Source organism: Paraburkholderia mimosarum LMG 23256 = NBRC 106338, assembly GCF_000739815.1.
In the GTDB taxonomy this organism is placed as follows: domain Bacteria; phylum Pseudomonadota; class Gammaproteobacteria; order Burkholderiales; family Burkholderiaceae; genus Paraburkholderia; species Paraburkholderia mimosarum.
The window spans coordinates 1-15,818 of sequence record NZ_BBJJ01000104.1 but is presented as its reverse complement, the minus strand read 5'-3'; the positions used below and the strand labels follow the sequence as shown (position 1 = coordinate 15,818).

Genomic DNA, 15,818 nt, shown 5'->3' with positions numbered 1-15,818 from the left:
AGACGAGGATGTCGGCCAGCAGGCTCGGATGCGCGATGCTGCGCTCAATCGGCAGGCCCGGCATCGGCGGCTGCGAGAAGTGATTGCAGCAGGTGCAGACTGCCTAGCGCCGGATCGTGCGAATCACCTTGAACATTGCCGCGACACGGGCGAGTTGCTCGGACACGTCCTCGCCGAGTGATCGCATGGCGTTGCCGCAGTTTGGGCAGCTCGAATCGGGTTCGAGCATGTGCTCTTCGCGCGACAGATGGGGTGGCAACGCCTCCTTCGAGGAGGTTGCGCCGACGGCCACGTTTGTGCCGGATGCGCGGGCGCGGTGAACATCCGCGACACCGCGCCCACCGGTCAGCTCCTCCAGTTCGGTCTCAAGCCGCTCGATCTGCCGGTCCAGTTGCTCGAACTTGCGGCCAAACTGCATCCGTTTGAGTTTGTCGATCTGGGCCTTGAGCTGTTCGATCTCGATATCGCGCTCGGCAAGCTGGGCGCGAGCCTCGAGCAGCAACGCCTTGAGCACATCAACGTCATCTGGTAGACGGGCATCATCGGTCATGCGCCGGAGTTTACGCGTGCCCCGAAGCGTTTACAACACCGATAGCGCCGCAGTTCGACGCGGCTGTCGCCAATCGATACCCTCGAGCAGCATCGACAACTGTGCATGCTTCAGATGGACCTTGCCGCCGTCGGCCTGCGGCCAGACAAAATGCCCTCGTTCAAGCCGCTTCGCAAGGAGCCATAGCGCGTGCTCAGTGGCCCACAGAATCTTGATGAGGTCACCGCGCCTGCCCCGGAAGATGAAGACGTTGCCACCCATCGGGTTCTCCTCGAGTGCGGTCTGCACCTTCGCCACCAGTCCCTGGAATCCGCAGCGCATGTCGGTAACGCCAGCCGCGATCCAGATGCGGGTGCCCGCCGGCAGCCCGATCATCGCGACAGTTCTCGAATCAGTAGCCGCAGCATATCCGGCGACACGTTGGCGCGAATCCGCAAGCGTGCACGGTCGAACTCGATCTCGCAGAGATTCTCCGATGGCGGCGCCGCAGCGACCGTCATCGGCGACGCACGTTCTACCGTCTCTGGGACGATATCCACCGGCAAAAGCGGCGGCGCCTGAGGCTCCCGTTTCGGTGCCGCCGCCACTTGAATAACAGGTTTGTATTGATATCATTGCTGCGCGCGATCAACGCTACCGACGCGCCCGCCTCGTACGATTGCTCAACCAGTCGCCGCTTGAACTCGATCGGAAAGTTCGGCCGCTTATACGCGCTGCCGGTCGCGCGCTCATCCCACGTCTCGTCCACTTTGGTGTCCGCAATAATTCAGGCGTGCCGATCATATGCTCTACAAGGCGAAACTCGCGGGCCGCGACTGCGTGATCGCGGATGTCTATCCAGCGGAAGGCGGCCCGTCCACGACGGCGATGACCGAGTAGGGCGCTGCGCCGGCGCTCACCGTTGCGCCTGCTGGGTGTCTTCCGGGCAGGGGCGATGCAGCGCGGTCATCGCGCGGCAAACGTTGATCATCCGCGCGCGCCATTTCGTCGCGCCGCTCGTCTGTTCGAGAACGGTATCGATGTCGTGCGCGCCGACGTGTGGCTGGATGCCGACCATCAGCGCCGCTGTCGCCGCGACATAGGGGGTGGCGAACGACGAGCCCGACACGAAATCGTAGTGGCCGCCCGGCGTGAGCGTCAATACGTTGCGCCCGGGCGCGTACAGCACGCGGTCGTCGGCGGTGTCGGGCGACGCGCCGGCATCCGCGCCGGCTCCGCTGCGATCACGCCGGGAATGCCAACCGGGAACGCGCTCAGGTCGCCGTCCGCCTGAACCCCGCCCACGACGATAACGCCGCGCTTCACCAGCAGTGCGACCAGTTCCGTCAGGGACAGCATTTCGCGCTGCCCAGACATCAGATGAACGCGGCATATCATCGTGACGTGCTCAGGAACGTTTCGCCACATGGCATGGTTGGACTGTCCTATCGCATCCTACAAAGTTATCTAATAAGGATAATTATGTTTCTTCGATAAAGGTAATCCACGCCCGCTAACTTGACAGTGCCGCCACAACCCCTCGCCCTCTCGGGAGCCGCCTCGACCGCGAACGCAAGGTCATGCTCGTTGGTGAACCCGTGCTTCTACGGCTCACGCCAAATTCGCTTCACGCCAGACAAAAAACTTTGAGTAAAGTTCTGAAAGCGCTCAACCTGCATTGCGATTACGCATCCGACTAAGCGACATCGCGCGACCACGCGACACATGCGGCATAACCGCTCAGGGAGCGAAGCCAAACTGCGTCGAGTTTCGCAATCAAGTCGCGACTGCATGCGCTCTCCTCGCTAACTACGATACTTGGCTCGTGCTGCCTGTCTCCAAGTACAGAAAACCATGTCATGCCTCTTCCGATGCCGACGCCAAGTGTCTTCAACACTGCTTCCTTTGCTGTCCATACGTCATAGAACGCGTCGGTTCGCCTGTACATCGGCAAAGCTGTCACTTGTGCCTCGTCGCGCGGCGCAAATACCGCTGATGCCAGCTTCCTCCAGTTGATGTCTTTGCGAGCAAATTCGATATCGACACCAACCCTCCGTCGCCGGCCAATTGCGATCAGAGCATACTGCTCCGAATGCGAAACGTTGAAGTCGAGTTGCCCACCGGACCCGCCTTGCATCGACTTATCGAGACGGGGCCGTCCGCCGGTGTCTCGCTCGAAACGCAATTCGCTGGCCTCCGAATCCGTTCGTTCCGCGAGCAACTGACGCAGCACGACGCGCGTCACCGCACAACGCAGCGCATCGTCGCGGCGTTGGAAGCGCGCGACCTTCGCACGCTCATCGTCCGAGAGCGGAGCAAATGCGGGACTGTCGAGCATGACGCGAAAATCGAAGCTGACGCAAAATATTTCAATATCTGCTGGGGACGCACGCGGTGGAGTGAGCTCGTGCACATTGAAAGCCGAAGTTGCAGGGACGATCATCAATTCACTCCGTGAGCGACGGTAACAGGGAGTTCCTGTGCGATTATGCCGCGCGAGGAACAGAGGTGCTCAAGCCCGAGCCGAACTGCTCAGAATGGATGTTAGTGGGCCAGTTCATCGAATGTGTGTCGATTTTCAGTCCAAAATGGGCGTGCTTTTCCTGAAACAGGTTGTGGATCACCTGCGTTCGTCTGGAGCAAGTCGGCCGATGAAATTCTGTCGAGCTACGAACGGTTTTGCGCACGGGTTTAAACGATACCGAGATGAATGCCATGAACGTGACACAACAGCGATTGACAACGCCGTCCACGCGCGCCTCTATTTACATCACACGACCACAGCCGGCATTGTCACCTATTGCTCGAGGGGATGTAACGATGTGAATTGACCCTGATCTTTTCGCCGCAGCACCGGAATCCGAGGTCTGCACTCGGGGTGCCCCTGCATCTATGCGGATGCGCTCGTGCAGATGCTGCTCGAACTCAAGCAGGTCTTTCTTCTGCCGCTGCGCACACTGCAAGGCTTCGCCCAGAGTCTGCGCAAACTTGCTTTCCTGAGCCTGCCTCTGCCGAACTACACGACGTTGAGGCACACGGACGCTAAAGTCTCGCTTCCGGCACAACGCCCAAAGACCCCTTGCACGTCGTGCTCGACAGTACCGGACAGAACGTCTATGGCGAAGGCGAGTGGAAGGTGCGCAAGCATCGCTGGTCCAAACGTCGCATCTGTGGATGGACGCGAAGACCGGACAGATCTGCGCTCCACTGAGGACTCGTCGGGAGAGGGCGATAGAGAAGTGTTGCCTGATTTCCTCGACCAGATTCCCGCTGACGTGGCAATCGACACCATCGGTGGCGACGTCGCCTAGGATACCAAAGCGTGCCATGCGCGGGTCGCGGCGCGCGGAGCTGGCCCGTCGATTCCGCCGCGTGAGGGCGCCCCCCCCCCGAGGCCGGAGAACATGCCTGGCGCCGCCTGGCGCAATGCCGCCATTGATGCGACAGCAGCAGACGTGAACGGAAGCTCGCAAGTGGCTACCACCGTCAGTCGCTGGCTGAGACTCTGATGTGCCGGCTCAAGCTCCTCACGGAGTTCTTGCCTGTGGGCTCGCGAGATTGGTTCCCAGGCAATCGAAGTCTCGATTCGTGCGGGCGTGCTCGTCTTACGTTCGATTTATGCAACAACGCCCATCCGCATCGTCGGCAAAAGAGAGCCTCGCGTGATCCGCAAACTGTTCAAGGAAAAGACGTTCGGTATGCCGCGTAGCCAACTACGCACTGTTTGATGCACTCGTCAGTAAGTTCGCCGCTTTGATCGGCCCTCGTCGCGGCAATCCGCTGTGTTGCACATCCAACATTGTCGGATATGCAACACGGCCAATCCCACAAACGATACTTGGTGGAGGATCCCGCAAGCGTTTTGGAGGGTGAGTGCCCATCAATCATCCCGATCAGCAATGTGTTGGGAGATATCTCTCCGGTGTGGCGTGGCGTTGGCTCAACTATTGCATCTGCTATCGCGGGGAAATTGAAGCGGGAGGTAACGTAGCGTGAACACGAAACAAAAGCATCACGAGTGCAATAATGTTTCTTTGCCAGTGAGCGCTGCGTGACCGTTTCGGAAGCGTGCCAGGAACTCGTTCACAGAGGGTTCTGAAGAACTGAGGGGTGGCGCGAGATATAGCGCCGTTACGCGATGCGGGCACTCGGTGGGTTTGGTGTCGCATCTTCGTAGCAAGGTGCGATCTGAGGACGATGTATGCGGGTCGAGTTGTGACGTGCTCGCGCCAGCAGCATTTTTCGCGGTTACCGGTACGAATTCTAATTGTAACCAGTGATCATGGTTGTTGATTTGGGGTCTGCGTGTGCGGCTCAATCTATTAGAAAAAGTGAAACGTTAAAGTGAATAGATATCAATATATTGAATATGTATAGGGCGCGAAGAAGATTTTTCGATATTTGAAGCTAGCCTGTTATCCAATCCACGCGCAATGAACCATTCGACGATCATTCCACGGATACTTGGGCTGTCGTCCGACCGAAGCAGCTGTTTTTAGTATAGGGTCGGTTAGTTCAAGCACTCAGGGGAGTGAGTGAGATTTATATGAAAACCCTATTGGCAGTGGACTACTTTTGTGATGTGGCGCGGCGTTATCCGCAACATATAGCAGCGAGGCATGGCACAGAGTCGGTAACGTATCGGGAGCTTGATGAGCGGTCCAATCGCATCGCAATGGCGCTGACCGAGCGCTGTGACCGCGAGGCGCCCGTCATCGGGGTGCTGATGGAGCGAGGAATTAATTTATTAGCTGCGATGCTTGCGATTTTTAAGATTCGCGGTACCTATATGCCGCTTGATCGCCAGTATCCAGCGGAACGTTTGGATTACATGCTGGAGAAGAGCAAATGCTGCCTGCTGCTGACAGCCCGGAACTGCTACGAGCAGGCGGCGAATCTGCAGGAAACCAAACGGGAACTGGTGCTTCTTGATATTGAAGAAGCGCAAGAATCTCGCGGAGCCTTTGTCGGGCCCAGAGGCAAAGGCAGTGATCTTGCCTACGTCATTTTTACTTCGGGTACCACCGGGCGCCCAAAGGGCGTAATGATTGAACAGCGGAGCTTGATCAATCACTTGCACGCTAAAGTCCGCGATCTGGAGATCAGTAAAACTGACCAGGTGGCGCAGACTGCATCGCACTGTTTTGACATTTCTCTGTGGCAGTTTATGGCGGCGCTGCAAGTGGGGGCGTGCACGCGGATCATTAATAGAGACGTTGTATGCGATCCGTCGCGGCTGCTGCTTGAATTGCGCGAATGCCAAGTATCGGTCATTCAATTTGTGCCCTCGCTACTACGCTCGTTTGTGGCCGAAGTCGAATTGATCGATGCACGCGCGCTGCCGGCGCTGCGCAGGATTTCCACCGTCGGGGAGGCATTGCCGCCCGACGTATGCCGACGCTGGCTGGCGATGTACCCGTCTATTCCCATCCTCAACCATTATGGACCAACTGAATGTGCCGACGGTGTCACGCATGCACTGATCCCTAACTCTCCGGCGGAAGGTCAGGCATTTATGCCAATCGGGAAACCGATAGATAACCTGCAAATCTATGTGGTCAGGCCAGATGCTGCGGCGCTGACGCTTGTTGCGTCAGGTGACGTTGGCGAACTTTGTGTAGCCGGCGTTGGCCTTGCGCGTGGTTACATTAACGACGACGCGCGTACCGAGCAGGCTTTTGTGGCTAACCCTTTCAGCGATAAGCGCGGATATGATCGATTATACAAGACCGGTGATCTCGTTAGGCTGCGTGAGGATGGCTTACTGGAGTGTCTCGGAAGAGTAGATCGCCAGGTCAAGCTGCGTGGTTATCGTATTGAGCTAAACGAAGTGGAAGGTTTGTTGGGGTTACATGCAGCAGTCGAGGCCGCGGCCGTAGTGGTGCATTACCCCGCTGACAATCGGGTGAAACTGACGGCAAGGGAAACACTGACTAGTCTGGGGGAAGCGGAAAGACTTCCGCGCCTCGTGGCCTTCGTCAAGCTTCGAGAGGAGGTGACACGGAGCGCTTTACGCGAACACATGTCGCGTCAGTTGCCTGACTACATGCTGCCTGATCTTTTCTTCGAGATGGCGACTTTACCAATAAACGCCAATGGAAAACTTGATTACAAGCAATTGCCTTCCCCGGTAAGTTTGCGTCCTTTGTCCGATGTGAAATATCTGGAGCCTGCTGACGGTCTTCAGGTTCGGTTGTGCAGGCTGCTAGCCGAGATACTGCATCTAGATCGGCTGGGGCGAAAAGACAACTTTCTGCTGATGGGTGGCGACTCGCTGCGCGCCATGCTTGCGATCAACCGTATTCGGAGCGAATTCGCCTGCGAAGTTTCAGTGGTTGACTTGTATCATTGCACAATAGATGAGTTGACCGAACTCCTAGCCGAGAAAGAGGATGGGCATGTGTCGCTCCCCGCCGTTGTCGCCAGTCGCCGTGATGAGGGTGGGGAGGCTCCGGCCAGCCACATTCAAAAACACTTATGGTTCTTGTGGAAGCTTGATCCAACAGCATCCAACTATACTTTGCAAACGGCGCTTGAATGCTGCGGAGAGCTTGATCGAGATCGCTTTAGTCGGGCTTGGGATGCGGTGGTGCAGTACTTCGACACGCTGCGCATCCGATTCGTCGAAAAGAGCGGCAATCCATATTTGACCTTCGATTCACCGCCAAAGGGTCGTTTGCGCTTTATAGACCTTTGCGGCGACCATCCTGCCCCCAGGTTGGCTGAACTAAAGGCGAGCGAGTTTCAACCGTCCTTTGATCTCGCCGCAGGCACTCTGTATCGCGCACTACTAGTACGAGAGAGATCAGACCGGCATGTTGTCATCTTTACTACGCATGAAATCATTATGGACGCGTGGTCGCTTTCGGTGATGGTGCGCAAACTGGGTGAATTTTACAAGGCGGGAGTCAGTTCAGAGGACGGTCTCAAAGCCGAAATTTCGTTCGCGGATTTCGCGAAATGGGAGTCTGAGCAGTTTCGACCGGACTGCTGGGCGCGACAGAGCTCGTACTGGGCGCAACAGTTGTCGGGTGAGTTGCCGGTGCTGACCCTGCCTTCCGATAAGCCGCGTCCGAGGCGGATGCGTTACACCGGTAAGTCACACGCCATACAAATTCCGGCTCTCGCGGCATCCAGACTTCGCGAACTAGCTGCGGAAAATCGCACCACACTTTTTAGCGTGTTACTGACGACTTTTTACGCTTTATTGAGAGAGTACAGCGGACAGGACGATATCATCGTCGGCACTCCGAATGTAGTTCGCGAACAGCCAGGCACGGAAAACTTGCTGGGTTTTTTCCTAAACATGTTGCCGCTAAGGGCGAAGATGGATCGTGACAAATCGTTCATCGAACATCTGGCCACGACGCAGCAAACTGTCATCGGTGCTGCCTTCAACGCGGCATATCCATTCAGTCGGATGTTGGAGACAGTTGACGTGGTACGTGGAAGCAATTTTTCCCCCATCTTTCAGGCGATGTTCAACATGTATTCGGAGAAGGCGGAGCTGATTTCTGAAGGGCAGCACGATGTGTCAATTGTTGCACGCGAACTGGAAAACGGTTATACCAAGTACGATCTCACTCTTTACTGTCAGGAAGAGGGGGACGGCATCTACCTGCAGATGTCCTATTGCACTGAGCTGTTCTCTGATGAGCTCGTTTCCAGAATGCTGCTCAACCTGCAGCAAATTATTCAGGTAGTCATTGTGGCGCCCGCAGCGCCGCTGGCAGAACTGGATCTGCGGCACCCAGCCGAAAAGGCGTTTCTTAAGCGTTACAACGGAGGACGGGTGGCTTATACAGGCGCTAGTTCGCTACGCGAAATGTTCGAAGCGCGTGCCAAAATGTCGCCAGTGGATACTGCTTATTTCTGGGAGCGCGGCCGCATTTCGTACGCTGAGTTGGATGCTGCGGCCAACCGTTTTGCTAACAGACTCGCAGCCTCCGGTGTTTGTGCCGGCGACAGGGTGCTGCTTGGCATTGACCGCGGGATTAACGCGTTGATCGTTATTCTAGCTGCGATCAAGCTGCACGCAACCTACTCGGTGATCGGGCCAAATTATCCGATAAGTCGCATACTTGAGATTGCCAAAGATGTTGCTCCCAATGCCTTCGTTGCCACGCCGTTGCAGCGGGAAGCATTTCGTGACAGAGGGCTGGTTTTACTGCCGTCGGAAGAAGTTGCGTGCGGCAATGAGGAAACAGATGCCGCCCCGTCGCCATCCTGCTCGCATGAAGTGCTACAGATCGTCTACACATCTGGCTCTACGGGAAAACCGAAGGGCGTTGTGGTTCCCGCTACAGCATGCCTAAATCGTTTGCACTGGATGTGGGGGCAATTCCCATTTCGGGCAGGCGATGCCTGCGTAGTGCAGAAGTCGGCAGCGCTGGTTGCTAGTCAATGGGAAATCTTCGGGCCACTCTTACAAGGCGTTCCTAGTTTGCTGCTGAGTCAGCAAGAACTGCAAGATCCATCCCTGCTGCTATTGCAGCTCGATCGTTACCGGGTAACGCATCTGCTGTGCTCGCCACCGTTGATCACCGGCATTTTGACGGCGCAATTGACAGAGGGACGGTCGGTTTCAGATTTGCGGCTGGTCACCTCAAGCGCTGAGGCGTTGCCACCGGAGTTGGCTCGGCGCTTTATCGAGGCGTTCCCGCAGGCCCGTTTGTTCAACTTCTACGGCTCCTCCGAGTGTAGTTCGAACGCCGCTTGGGGGGAGGTGTGCGAAGTGGGCGCTGAGGAACGGACTGTCCCGATCGGTATGCCGTTGGCCAATGTCGGCATAGCCGTCGTAGATGACAAGTTGCGGCCGGTGGTTCAAGGTGCGGTGGGGGAGATCCTGGTGACGGGGGACTGCCTGGCGAGGGGCTACCATGGCAGCGCCGAGTTGACGGCCGAGCGATTTGTTGCTAATTCGGTGCGAGAGCTACAGCCTTTCGGGACTGTGGCTTATCGCACTGGCGATTTGGGGCGCCACCGTGACGACGGCCGCCTGGAGTTCGTCGGAAGGCGTGACAATCAAGTCAAGATCCATGGCTTGCGCGTTGAACTGGACGAGATTTCTCACGTCTTGGGAAAATGTCCTGGGGTCCAGGAGGCTGCGGTGCATTTGCACCGCGCCGCGGATGGTGAGCCGCTGTTGACTGCCTACGTGGTGGGCACTGAGGCGAAGCTGCCGTCGACGGAGGATGGGTTCAGACAAATACTCCGTCATTCGCTGTTGCCCCATACTATTCCCCGTTCATTTGTTCGCTTGCGGGCTTTGCCTAAGCTGCCGGGCGGTAAACTGGATCGTTCCCGGTTGCCGTTGCCACGGCAAACCGCGGCGCGGGTATTCGCGCCGCTGGTCACCACGACCGAGCATGCACTGGCCGCGGTTTGGCAGGAGGTGCTTGGTATATCGACGATTGGTGCGGACGCGCATTTCTTCTCACTGGGTGGTACCTCTATGCTGAGCGTGCGCTGTGTGGCGCAGGCGGCCAGGATGGACATCCGCTTTTCGGTCAGCGAGTTGTACGATTATCCAATGTTACGCGAACTGGCTGGGCTGATCGATGCCCGCTCCGGCGAACTCGCGCACCACGATGGTGAAATCGACGGTGGAGTGGAAGTTACGCCTACCATACGCTTCATGAATCGGCGCATGGGTTTAGACGAGCATTTCAACATGTGCGCGATCTGGCAGGACGATAGCTGCCGTTTGGATCCGGCCATATTGGAGTCCGCTATCGTCAGGCTGGCGAAAGACTACCCACTGTTGCGCACCAGGATCTCTCGAGATGACGATGATCTACGCTTCCATACCGGAGTCGGAGCGTTGCACCTGGAGCGAGTTGCATTGGGCTCGTACTCAGAGCTGGGTGATTGCACGCGAGAGGTATCTGGTATCGCTGAGAAAGCGCAATATGCATTCCGGTTCGATGGTCGTACCTGGATGTCGCGTTTCCAATTGATCGAGGCGGAGGTCGGTGGGCGGCCGCACAGTTGGATTTTTATCATAATTCATCATTTCCTGGTCGACGGCTATGCGTTCCGGCTGCTGCTGGACGAAGTAGAGCGCTACTATCTGGCTATAGAGCATAGCCAAGCGCCAGTTCCCGCATTCAGTGGCCGCGCGCAGTTGAATCGATGGGTGAAGGCGCTGCGCGAACATGTGAGCGGTTCGTTGGACAGTAACATTGCTTATTGGCGAAGCCGGCCATGGGAACTGCTGCGCGACGATAGTGCAACACTCCTCGACGTTGAGCCAGTCGATAGTGGCGCTGATGTCAGCCGCCGCTTGTTCGAGATGCTCCATACTGGGCAGATGCACAGTGATGCTGCTTTCGAAGCCTTATGCGCGCGCAAGGGTATTCGCTATCTGGAACTGGATGCGGAATCGACAAAGATTCTGCTCGGTCTGCATCCGGACCGGCACGGCTTTGACGCCTTCGACGTCATCCTGTGCGCCTTGGCGGAGGTGGCAGGACACGGCAGCCAGCGACGAGGGCTGTTTCTGGACAGCATGGAAATGCTGCGCACGCCTACCCTGCCCGGTCAGGATCTGTCGACGGTTATGGGCTTTACCGCGGAGCTTGTCCCGCTGGCCATCGTTTGTGAGGGGCGACTCAGTGTGGCGGAACGTCTGAAAGCGGTGCGTCGTCAGCGCAATTCGGGACGGACCCATGGCTTTGGGCTACGGGCGGCTGCGTATCTGCTGCCGGACGATCAGGCGAAGGCGCTGATGGATTTCGACTGGCCGCGTGTTGTCGTCAACTATCGCGCTGTGTTAGATAATCTTCGTACGCGCATGCTGCTCGGCCTTGCTCAACCGACAATCTGGACGGGTGATGGGATGGGGCCCAACCGTCATCACACGTTGCGGTTATATATCGATAATGTGGACGGCAAACTTCGTATCCAGATGCATTGTGCGCTGCATTGCTTTTCCGCAGAGAAGGCGAGCGTACTGGGACGTCAGTTGCTGCATTGTCTCGCGACTTATGCCGGATGGCTCAGGGACAATAAGGAAGATGTAGACGCAGCAAGCGTGAAGGACGGAGCCACAGTATGAACACGCCAGCAGTTGCGGCATCACGGATGCAGTCAATGGCTCACGATCGGCTGTTGCCACTGATCCTGCGGCTGGCTCTTCCGTCCGTCATTGGCGTCACTGTCAGTGCCGCTTATCAGTTGCTCAACGCCTATTTCGTGGGGTGGCTCGGAACAGCAGCACTCGCGGCGATGGCATTGTCGTACCCGTTTGCAATGTGCATCACGGCAATAGGCCAGATCTTCGGTGCAGGGGCCGCGTCTTTGATTGCTCGAAGCCTGGGACGTGCCGACGATCACTCTGCCAACGATTATGCATCGCACGCGTTATGGTCTGCGATGGTAATTGCTGGCATTGCGGCTATCGCCGGCTGGCTGTTGGCTCCAATTTTCCTGGCATGGCTAGGCGCTGGACCATCAACTATGCCACTGGCGGTGGCTTATCTTCATTGGCTGCTGCTGGGCTATGTGGCAGTGGTATTCAATATGGTCTGTGGTTTCATCGTGAGAGCGGATGGCAATACCGTGCTCAGCATGACGACCCAAGTCTCATCCTTTGCAATGAACGCGGCACTCGACCCGGTGATGATTTTCTGGTTGGGGCTGGGCATCGCCGGGGCTGGCATCGCAACATTTCTGGCCCAGTTGTGCGGCTTAACATTGTATTGGCGACATTTCGCGGGCAGGCACGGGGCCATCGTTTTATCGTGGCCATCGGTGGGACGCTGCTGGTGCCGGCTGGCGAGCGTCGCGCGCATCGGCATTCCGCCAGCGCTGAATACGCTGCTCGCGGTAGCGGCCATGTCCATGCTCAATGGGTTCGCTGCTCGCTACGGTGAGGCATCGGTGGCGGCGATAGGTTTGGCCAGCCGCTTGGCGATGCTGGCAGTACTTCCGCTGTATGGACTGTGCAGCGGGGCGCAGTCGGTTGTTGGGTTTAATGTCGGCGCAGATAACTGGACACGGGTGGCGCAAGCTGTTCGGACTATGGTTGCCATCGCGCTAACGTTCGCCGGAGTCTATGCCGGCTGGGTCGTGTGGCAAGCTAGAACCATCATCGGCTGGTTTGCGCACGATTCGGCGACGATAGAGATTGGTGGCCGCGCGATCTTGCTGTTCCATTGTGCGTTGCCGGTGTTAGGGGTGCATCAGGTGTGCCTGCTTTTCATGCAGACCAAGGGCGACGCAATCTCAGCAACGCTTGTATCGGTACTGCGGCATGGCGTGTTTCTGATGCCCCTGATGGTCTTGCTGCAGCACGCTTACGGGCAAGGCGGCCTGTTGTTCTCGGTAGCGGCTGCCGATATGGCAGCGGGTCTTATCGCTATTGTTATTCTATACAGTGAAATGCGGCAGATCGACAAGGCCTCCCGGCTCAGTCAGGTTAATGGGATGGGACGGTAGAATGACGTAATGAAGAAGACAAAACCATTTTATCGTGGTCATCGCTTCCTTAGCCTGCGCGACGTCGAGGAGTTGATGCTCGAACCTGGTGTTGTGGTCACTTACGAGACGATCAGCGTCAAGGGGCAGATGGTCGATGATGGTGTCGATCAGAATCCCGCACAGCAATTCTATTCACTGGATGGATAAATAGTCCGTATTGTATTGGGACTTCACTAACCGCTCCTGTAACGAATGCACGCATGCGAGAAATATAGGCGATGATGGTTTCAATTGCGTCCCAGGGGGCGCTAGAGCGGGTATGACGATCGCAAAAAAGAAGCGGAGCACTGCGGCAATGCTCCCAATCGGTTCAAGGATCGCAGAGAACGGAGACGGTCATGTAATCGGCGTGATTCCCTGAAAGGCACGGTGCTCTTAGGTAAACACTGATTAATGAAGCTCGGCGGTCATCGCTGACGTAGCCCGGGACGTTATAGAAGGCAGCTCACGGAACGGACCCACGAGGATGAAGAGGCAGATCAGCTTCGCGGAAGCGGAAATAGCAGGCAAGAAGCGCGTGACCAGACGCCAACGCTTACTGGTGGAGATGGAGAAGATTGTGCCGTGGCAGCGTTTGCTGTCTGCAATCGAACCACATTACCCGAAGGGCACGCGAGGCCGGCCGCCGATTGGCTTGGAGCGCATGCTTCGGATCTACTTTCTGCAACAGTGGTACGGGCTGTCGGACGAAGCGCTGGAAGACGCGCTGTATGACAGCATCGCGCTGCGCGCCTTCGCCGGCATCGATCTGGCGGTCGAGAACGTGCCGGATGCGACCACGCTGTTGAAATCCCGGCGCCTGCTGTTCGAGCACGAGCTGACACGAAAGCTGTTCGACGAGATCGGCATCACGCTGTGCGAGCGTGGATTGATGATGAAGGAAGGAACGCTGATTGATGCGACGATCATCGAAGCGCCACCGTCGACCAAGAACGCCGGAAAGAGCCGTGACCCGAAGATGCATCAAACCAAGAAGGGAAACGAATGGCACTTTGGGATGAAAGCGCACGTGCGACCTGAAAGTCGCTTGAATTTCTGTTTAACTCAACGAGCTGTTCGTCGTGATTAAACCGGTTGTTCCATCAACCGTTCCCTACCCAGACATGCGGAGCCGGTAACAGCTCGGTGTGAAGCTCTGGGGACAATGTAACCGCCGATCTATTTCGGTACGCCGACCCGCGAGGGAAAGCGGAATCTGCCAGCACAAGGGTGGTGAGGGACTAGGGACGGGTGGCAACGACCAACATATGTGAACCTCTGTAAACGTCGTCATCATTGTACAAGCCAAATGTGCTGACAGGCTTGAGCCAAAATGGCGCGCGGCAAGGTATGGCCTCTGTGTGCTGGGCCATCGTGGACAGAACGCCGCCGGCGGATAGGGGGTCCGCCCCACTCTGAAACTCATGCGGAACAGGGTAATTCCGTAGCGCTGCCGGCAACGGCAGGCGAACCGCAAGGAACGCTGTTAGTGCTGCGGATAGAGGATTGCGGAAAAAGCGAACGCCCGGCTGTTATGGTCGAGATACGGGCTGAAACATCGTCCGACGCGAAAGCGGGCAGACTTCCGCGTGGTCATTCATGGCGAGAGAACTTGATTAATCGTTACACGAGGGAAAGCAGATGACGGCAACCGGAGGCGTTGCGCAAGCAGAGGCCATCGGGGCTGGTGCGCCGTCGCGCCCCACCCACATGTGGCTTCAGGCCGATTGGCCTCGCATCAAGGATGAGGTGAAGCGACTCCAGGCGCGTATCGCCACGGCAACCAAGGAAGGCAGATGGGGCAAGGTCAGTGCCGTGCAGCGTCTGCTGACCCGCTCGTACAGCGGCAAAATGCTAGCCGTGAAACGAGTGACTGAGAATCGTGGCAAGAGAACGCCGGGTATCGATGGCAAGCTCTGGTCGAATCCGGCGGCCAGATGGAACGGGATGGAAGCAATGCAACATCACGGTTACCGTGCGTTGCCGCTTCTGCGCATCTACATCCCCAAGAGCAATGGCAATAAGCGTCCGCTCGGAATTCCCCGCATGCTATGCAGAGCAATGCAGGCACTATGGAAGCTCGCGTTGGAGCCCATTGCGGAGACCTTGGCGGATCCAAACTCGTACGGGTTTCGGCCCGAACGTTCGACTGCCGATGCTATCGAATGCTGCTTTACCATTTTAGCCAAGCGCAAGTCGCCGGAGTGGATTTTGGAAGGAGACATTCTTGGTTGCTTCGATAATTTTAGCCACGACTGGATTCTTCAACACATTCCGATGGATAAGGTTGTCCTGCGACGATGGCTGAAAGCCGGATTTATCGACGAAGGAACCCTGTTCGCGACCGAGGCGGGGACACCCCACGGGGGCATTATCTCACCCGTCATCGCGAATATGACGCTGGACGGACTGGAGGCGGCAGTATATGCAAGCGTGGGATCGACGGAACGCGCACGCCGACAGTTCAAGATGAACGTCAACCGGTATGCGGACGACTTCGTTGTGACCGGGGTGTCTAAAGACATTCTGGAGCAGAACGTACTCCCTGCGGTCAAGCAGTTCCTGGCTCTTCGGGGTCTGGAACTCTCTGAAGAGAAAGCCAGAGTCACCCACATTGCCGATGGGTTCGATTTCCTTGGGCAGAATGTCCGCAAGTACGCGGGTAAGCTGCTCATCAAACCGGCCAACCAAAGTGTGAAGGCACTTCTGGATAAGGTTAGGGAAATCGTGAGGCAGCACAGGAGCGCCACACAGCGGAACCTGATCGTACAGCTCAACCCAGTGATTCGGGGTTGGGCCATGTATCACCGTCATGTGGTCTCTAACA

Annotated in this window: 8 protein-coding genes and 4 pseudogenes; 6 read left to right on the top strand and 6 right to left on the bottom strand. The window is 57.0% G+C overall.

The genetic code is table 11. From position 1 onward, the window contains the following. From BMI01S_RS33365 to BMI01S_RS33340, 6 genes and pseudogenes are all read right to left on the bottom strand, one after another. Window positions 1–550: pseudogene (locus BMI01S_RS33365) on the bottom strand (IS66 family transposase zinc-finger binding domain-containing protein); the annotation flags it as partial. 30 nt (window positions 551–580) lie between these two features. Then, window positions 581–925, bottom strand: coding sequence for an IS66 family insertion sequence element accessory protein TnpB (gene tnpB / locus BMI01S_RS33360; RefSeq protein WP_028232617.1), 345 nt, complete (start codon window positions 923–925; stop codon window positions 581–583). Between the two features lie 139 nt (window positions 926–1,064). Then, window positions 1,065–1,298, bottom strand: coding sequence for a transposase (locus tag BMI01S_RS43420; RefSeq protein ID WP_244145474.1), 234 nt, complete (start codon window positions 1,296–1,298; stop codon window positions 1,065–1,067). Between the two features lie 147 nt (window positions 1,299–1,445). After that, window positions 1,446–1,691, bottom strand: coding sequence for a S8 family serine peptidase (locus tag BMI01S_RS42175; protein WP_028232616.1), 246 nt, complete (start codon window positions 1,689–1,691; stop codon window positions 1,446–1,448). After that, window positions 1,688–1,888 (bottom strand): hypothetical protein, encoded by a 201-nt coding sequence (locus tag BMI01S_RS42170; protein ID WP_161635561.1) that lies wholly within the window; start codon window positions 1,886–1,888, stop codon window positions 1,688–1,690. The genes BMI01S_RS42175 and BMI01S_RS42170 overlap by 4 nt, the downstream gene beginning before the upstream one ends. Window positions 1,889–2,225: 337 nt before the next feature. Further along, entirely contained in the window at window positions 2,226–2,972 is a 747-nt protein-coding gene (locus BMI01S_RS33340) for a 4'-phosphopantetheinyl transferase superfamily protein (protein WP_036046805.1), read from the bottom strand. A gap of 356 nt (window positions 2,973–3,328) precedes the next feature. On the opposite strand from BMI01S_RS33340, the pseudogene BMI01S_RS38555 reads away from it, so the two are divergent. The 6 genes and pseudogenes from BMI01S_RS38555 to ltrA all read left to right on the top strand — a co-directional run. Then, window positions 3,329–4,257: pseudogene (locus BMI01S_RS38555) on the top strand (IS5 family transposase); the annotation flags it as partial. Window positions 4,258–5,075: 818 nt separating this feature from the next. Continuing rightward, a complete protein-coding gene (locus BMI01S_RS33330) occupies window positions 5,076–11,588 on the top strand; it encodes a non-ribosomal peptide synthetase (protein WP_028232613.1) in 6,513 nt (2,170 codons plus the stop codon). After that, window positions 11,585–12,970: an MATE family efflux transporter gene (locus tag BMI01S_RS33325; protein WP_244145475.1), complete on the top strand. Its 1,386-nt coding sequence runs from the start codon at window positions 11,585–11,587 to the stop codon at window positions 12,968–12,970. The genes BMI01S_RS33330 and BMI01S_RS33325 overlap by 4 nt, the downstream gene beginning before the upstream one ends. Window positions 12,971–12,979: 9 nt before the next feature. Beyond that, window positions 12,980–13,084 (top strand): annotated as a pseudogene (locus BMI01S_RS44240) (IS6 family transposase); the annotation flags it as partial. Between the two features lie 394 nt (window positions 13,085–13,478). After that, a pseudogene (locus tag BMI01S_RS33315) lies at window positions 13,479–14,051 on the top strand (IS5 family transposase); the annotation flags it as partial. Between the two features lie 581 nt (window positions 14,052–14,632). After that, window positions 14,633–15,818 (top strand): group II intron reverse transcriptase/maturase (gene ltrA / locus BMI01S_RS33310; protein ID WP_042292181.1); only part of this gene is annotated, 1,186 nt, incomplete at its 3' end.

What these genes read in the sequence shown, in the direction of transcription:
- tnpB (WP_028232617.1), bottom strand. Translation starts at nt 925, where the DNA reads ATGATCGGGCTGCCGGCGGGCACCCGCATCTGGATCGCGGCTGGCGTT.
- BMI01S_RS42170 (WP_161635561.1), bottom strand. Translation starts at nt 1,888, where the DNA reads ATGCTGTCCCTGACGGAACTGGTCGCACTGCTGGTGAAGCGCGGCGTT.
- BMI01S_RS33340 (WP_036046805.1), bottom strand. Translation starts at nt 2,972, where the DNA reads ATGATCGTCCCTGCAACTTCGGCTTTCAATGTGCACGAGCTCACTCCA.
- BMI01S_RS33330 (WP_028232613.1), top strand. Translation starts at nt 5,076, where the DNA reads ATGAAAACCCTATTGGCAGTGGACTACTTTTGTGATGTGGCGCGGCGT.
- BMI01S_RS33325 (WP_244145475.1), top strand. Translation starts at nt 11,585, where the DNA reads ATGAACACGCCAGCAGTTGCGGCATCACGGATGCAGTCAATGGCTCAC.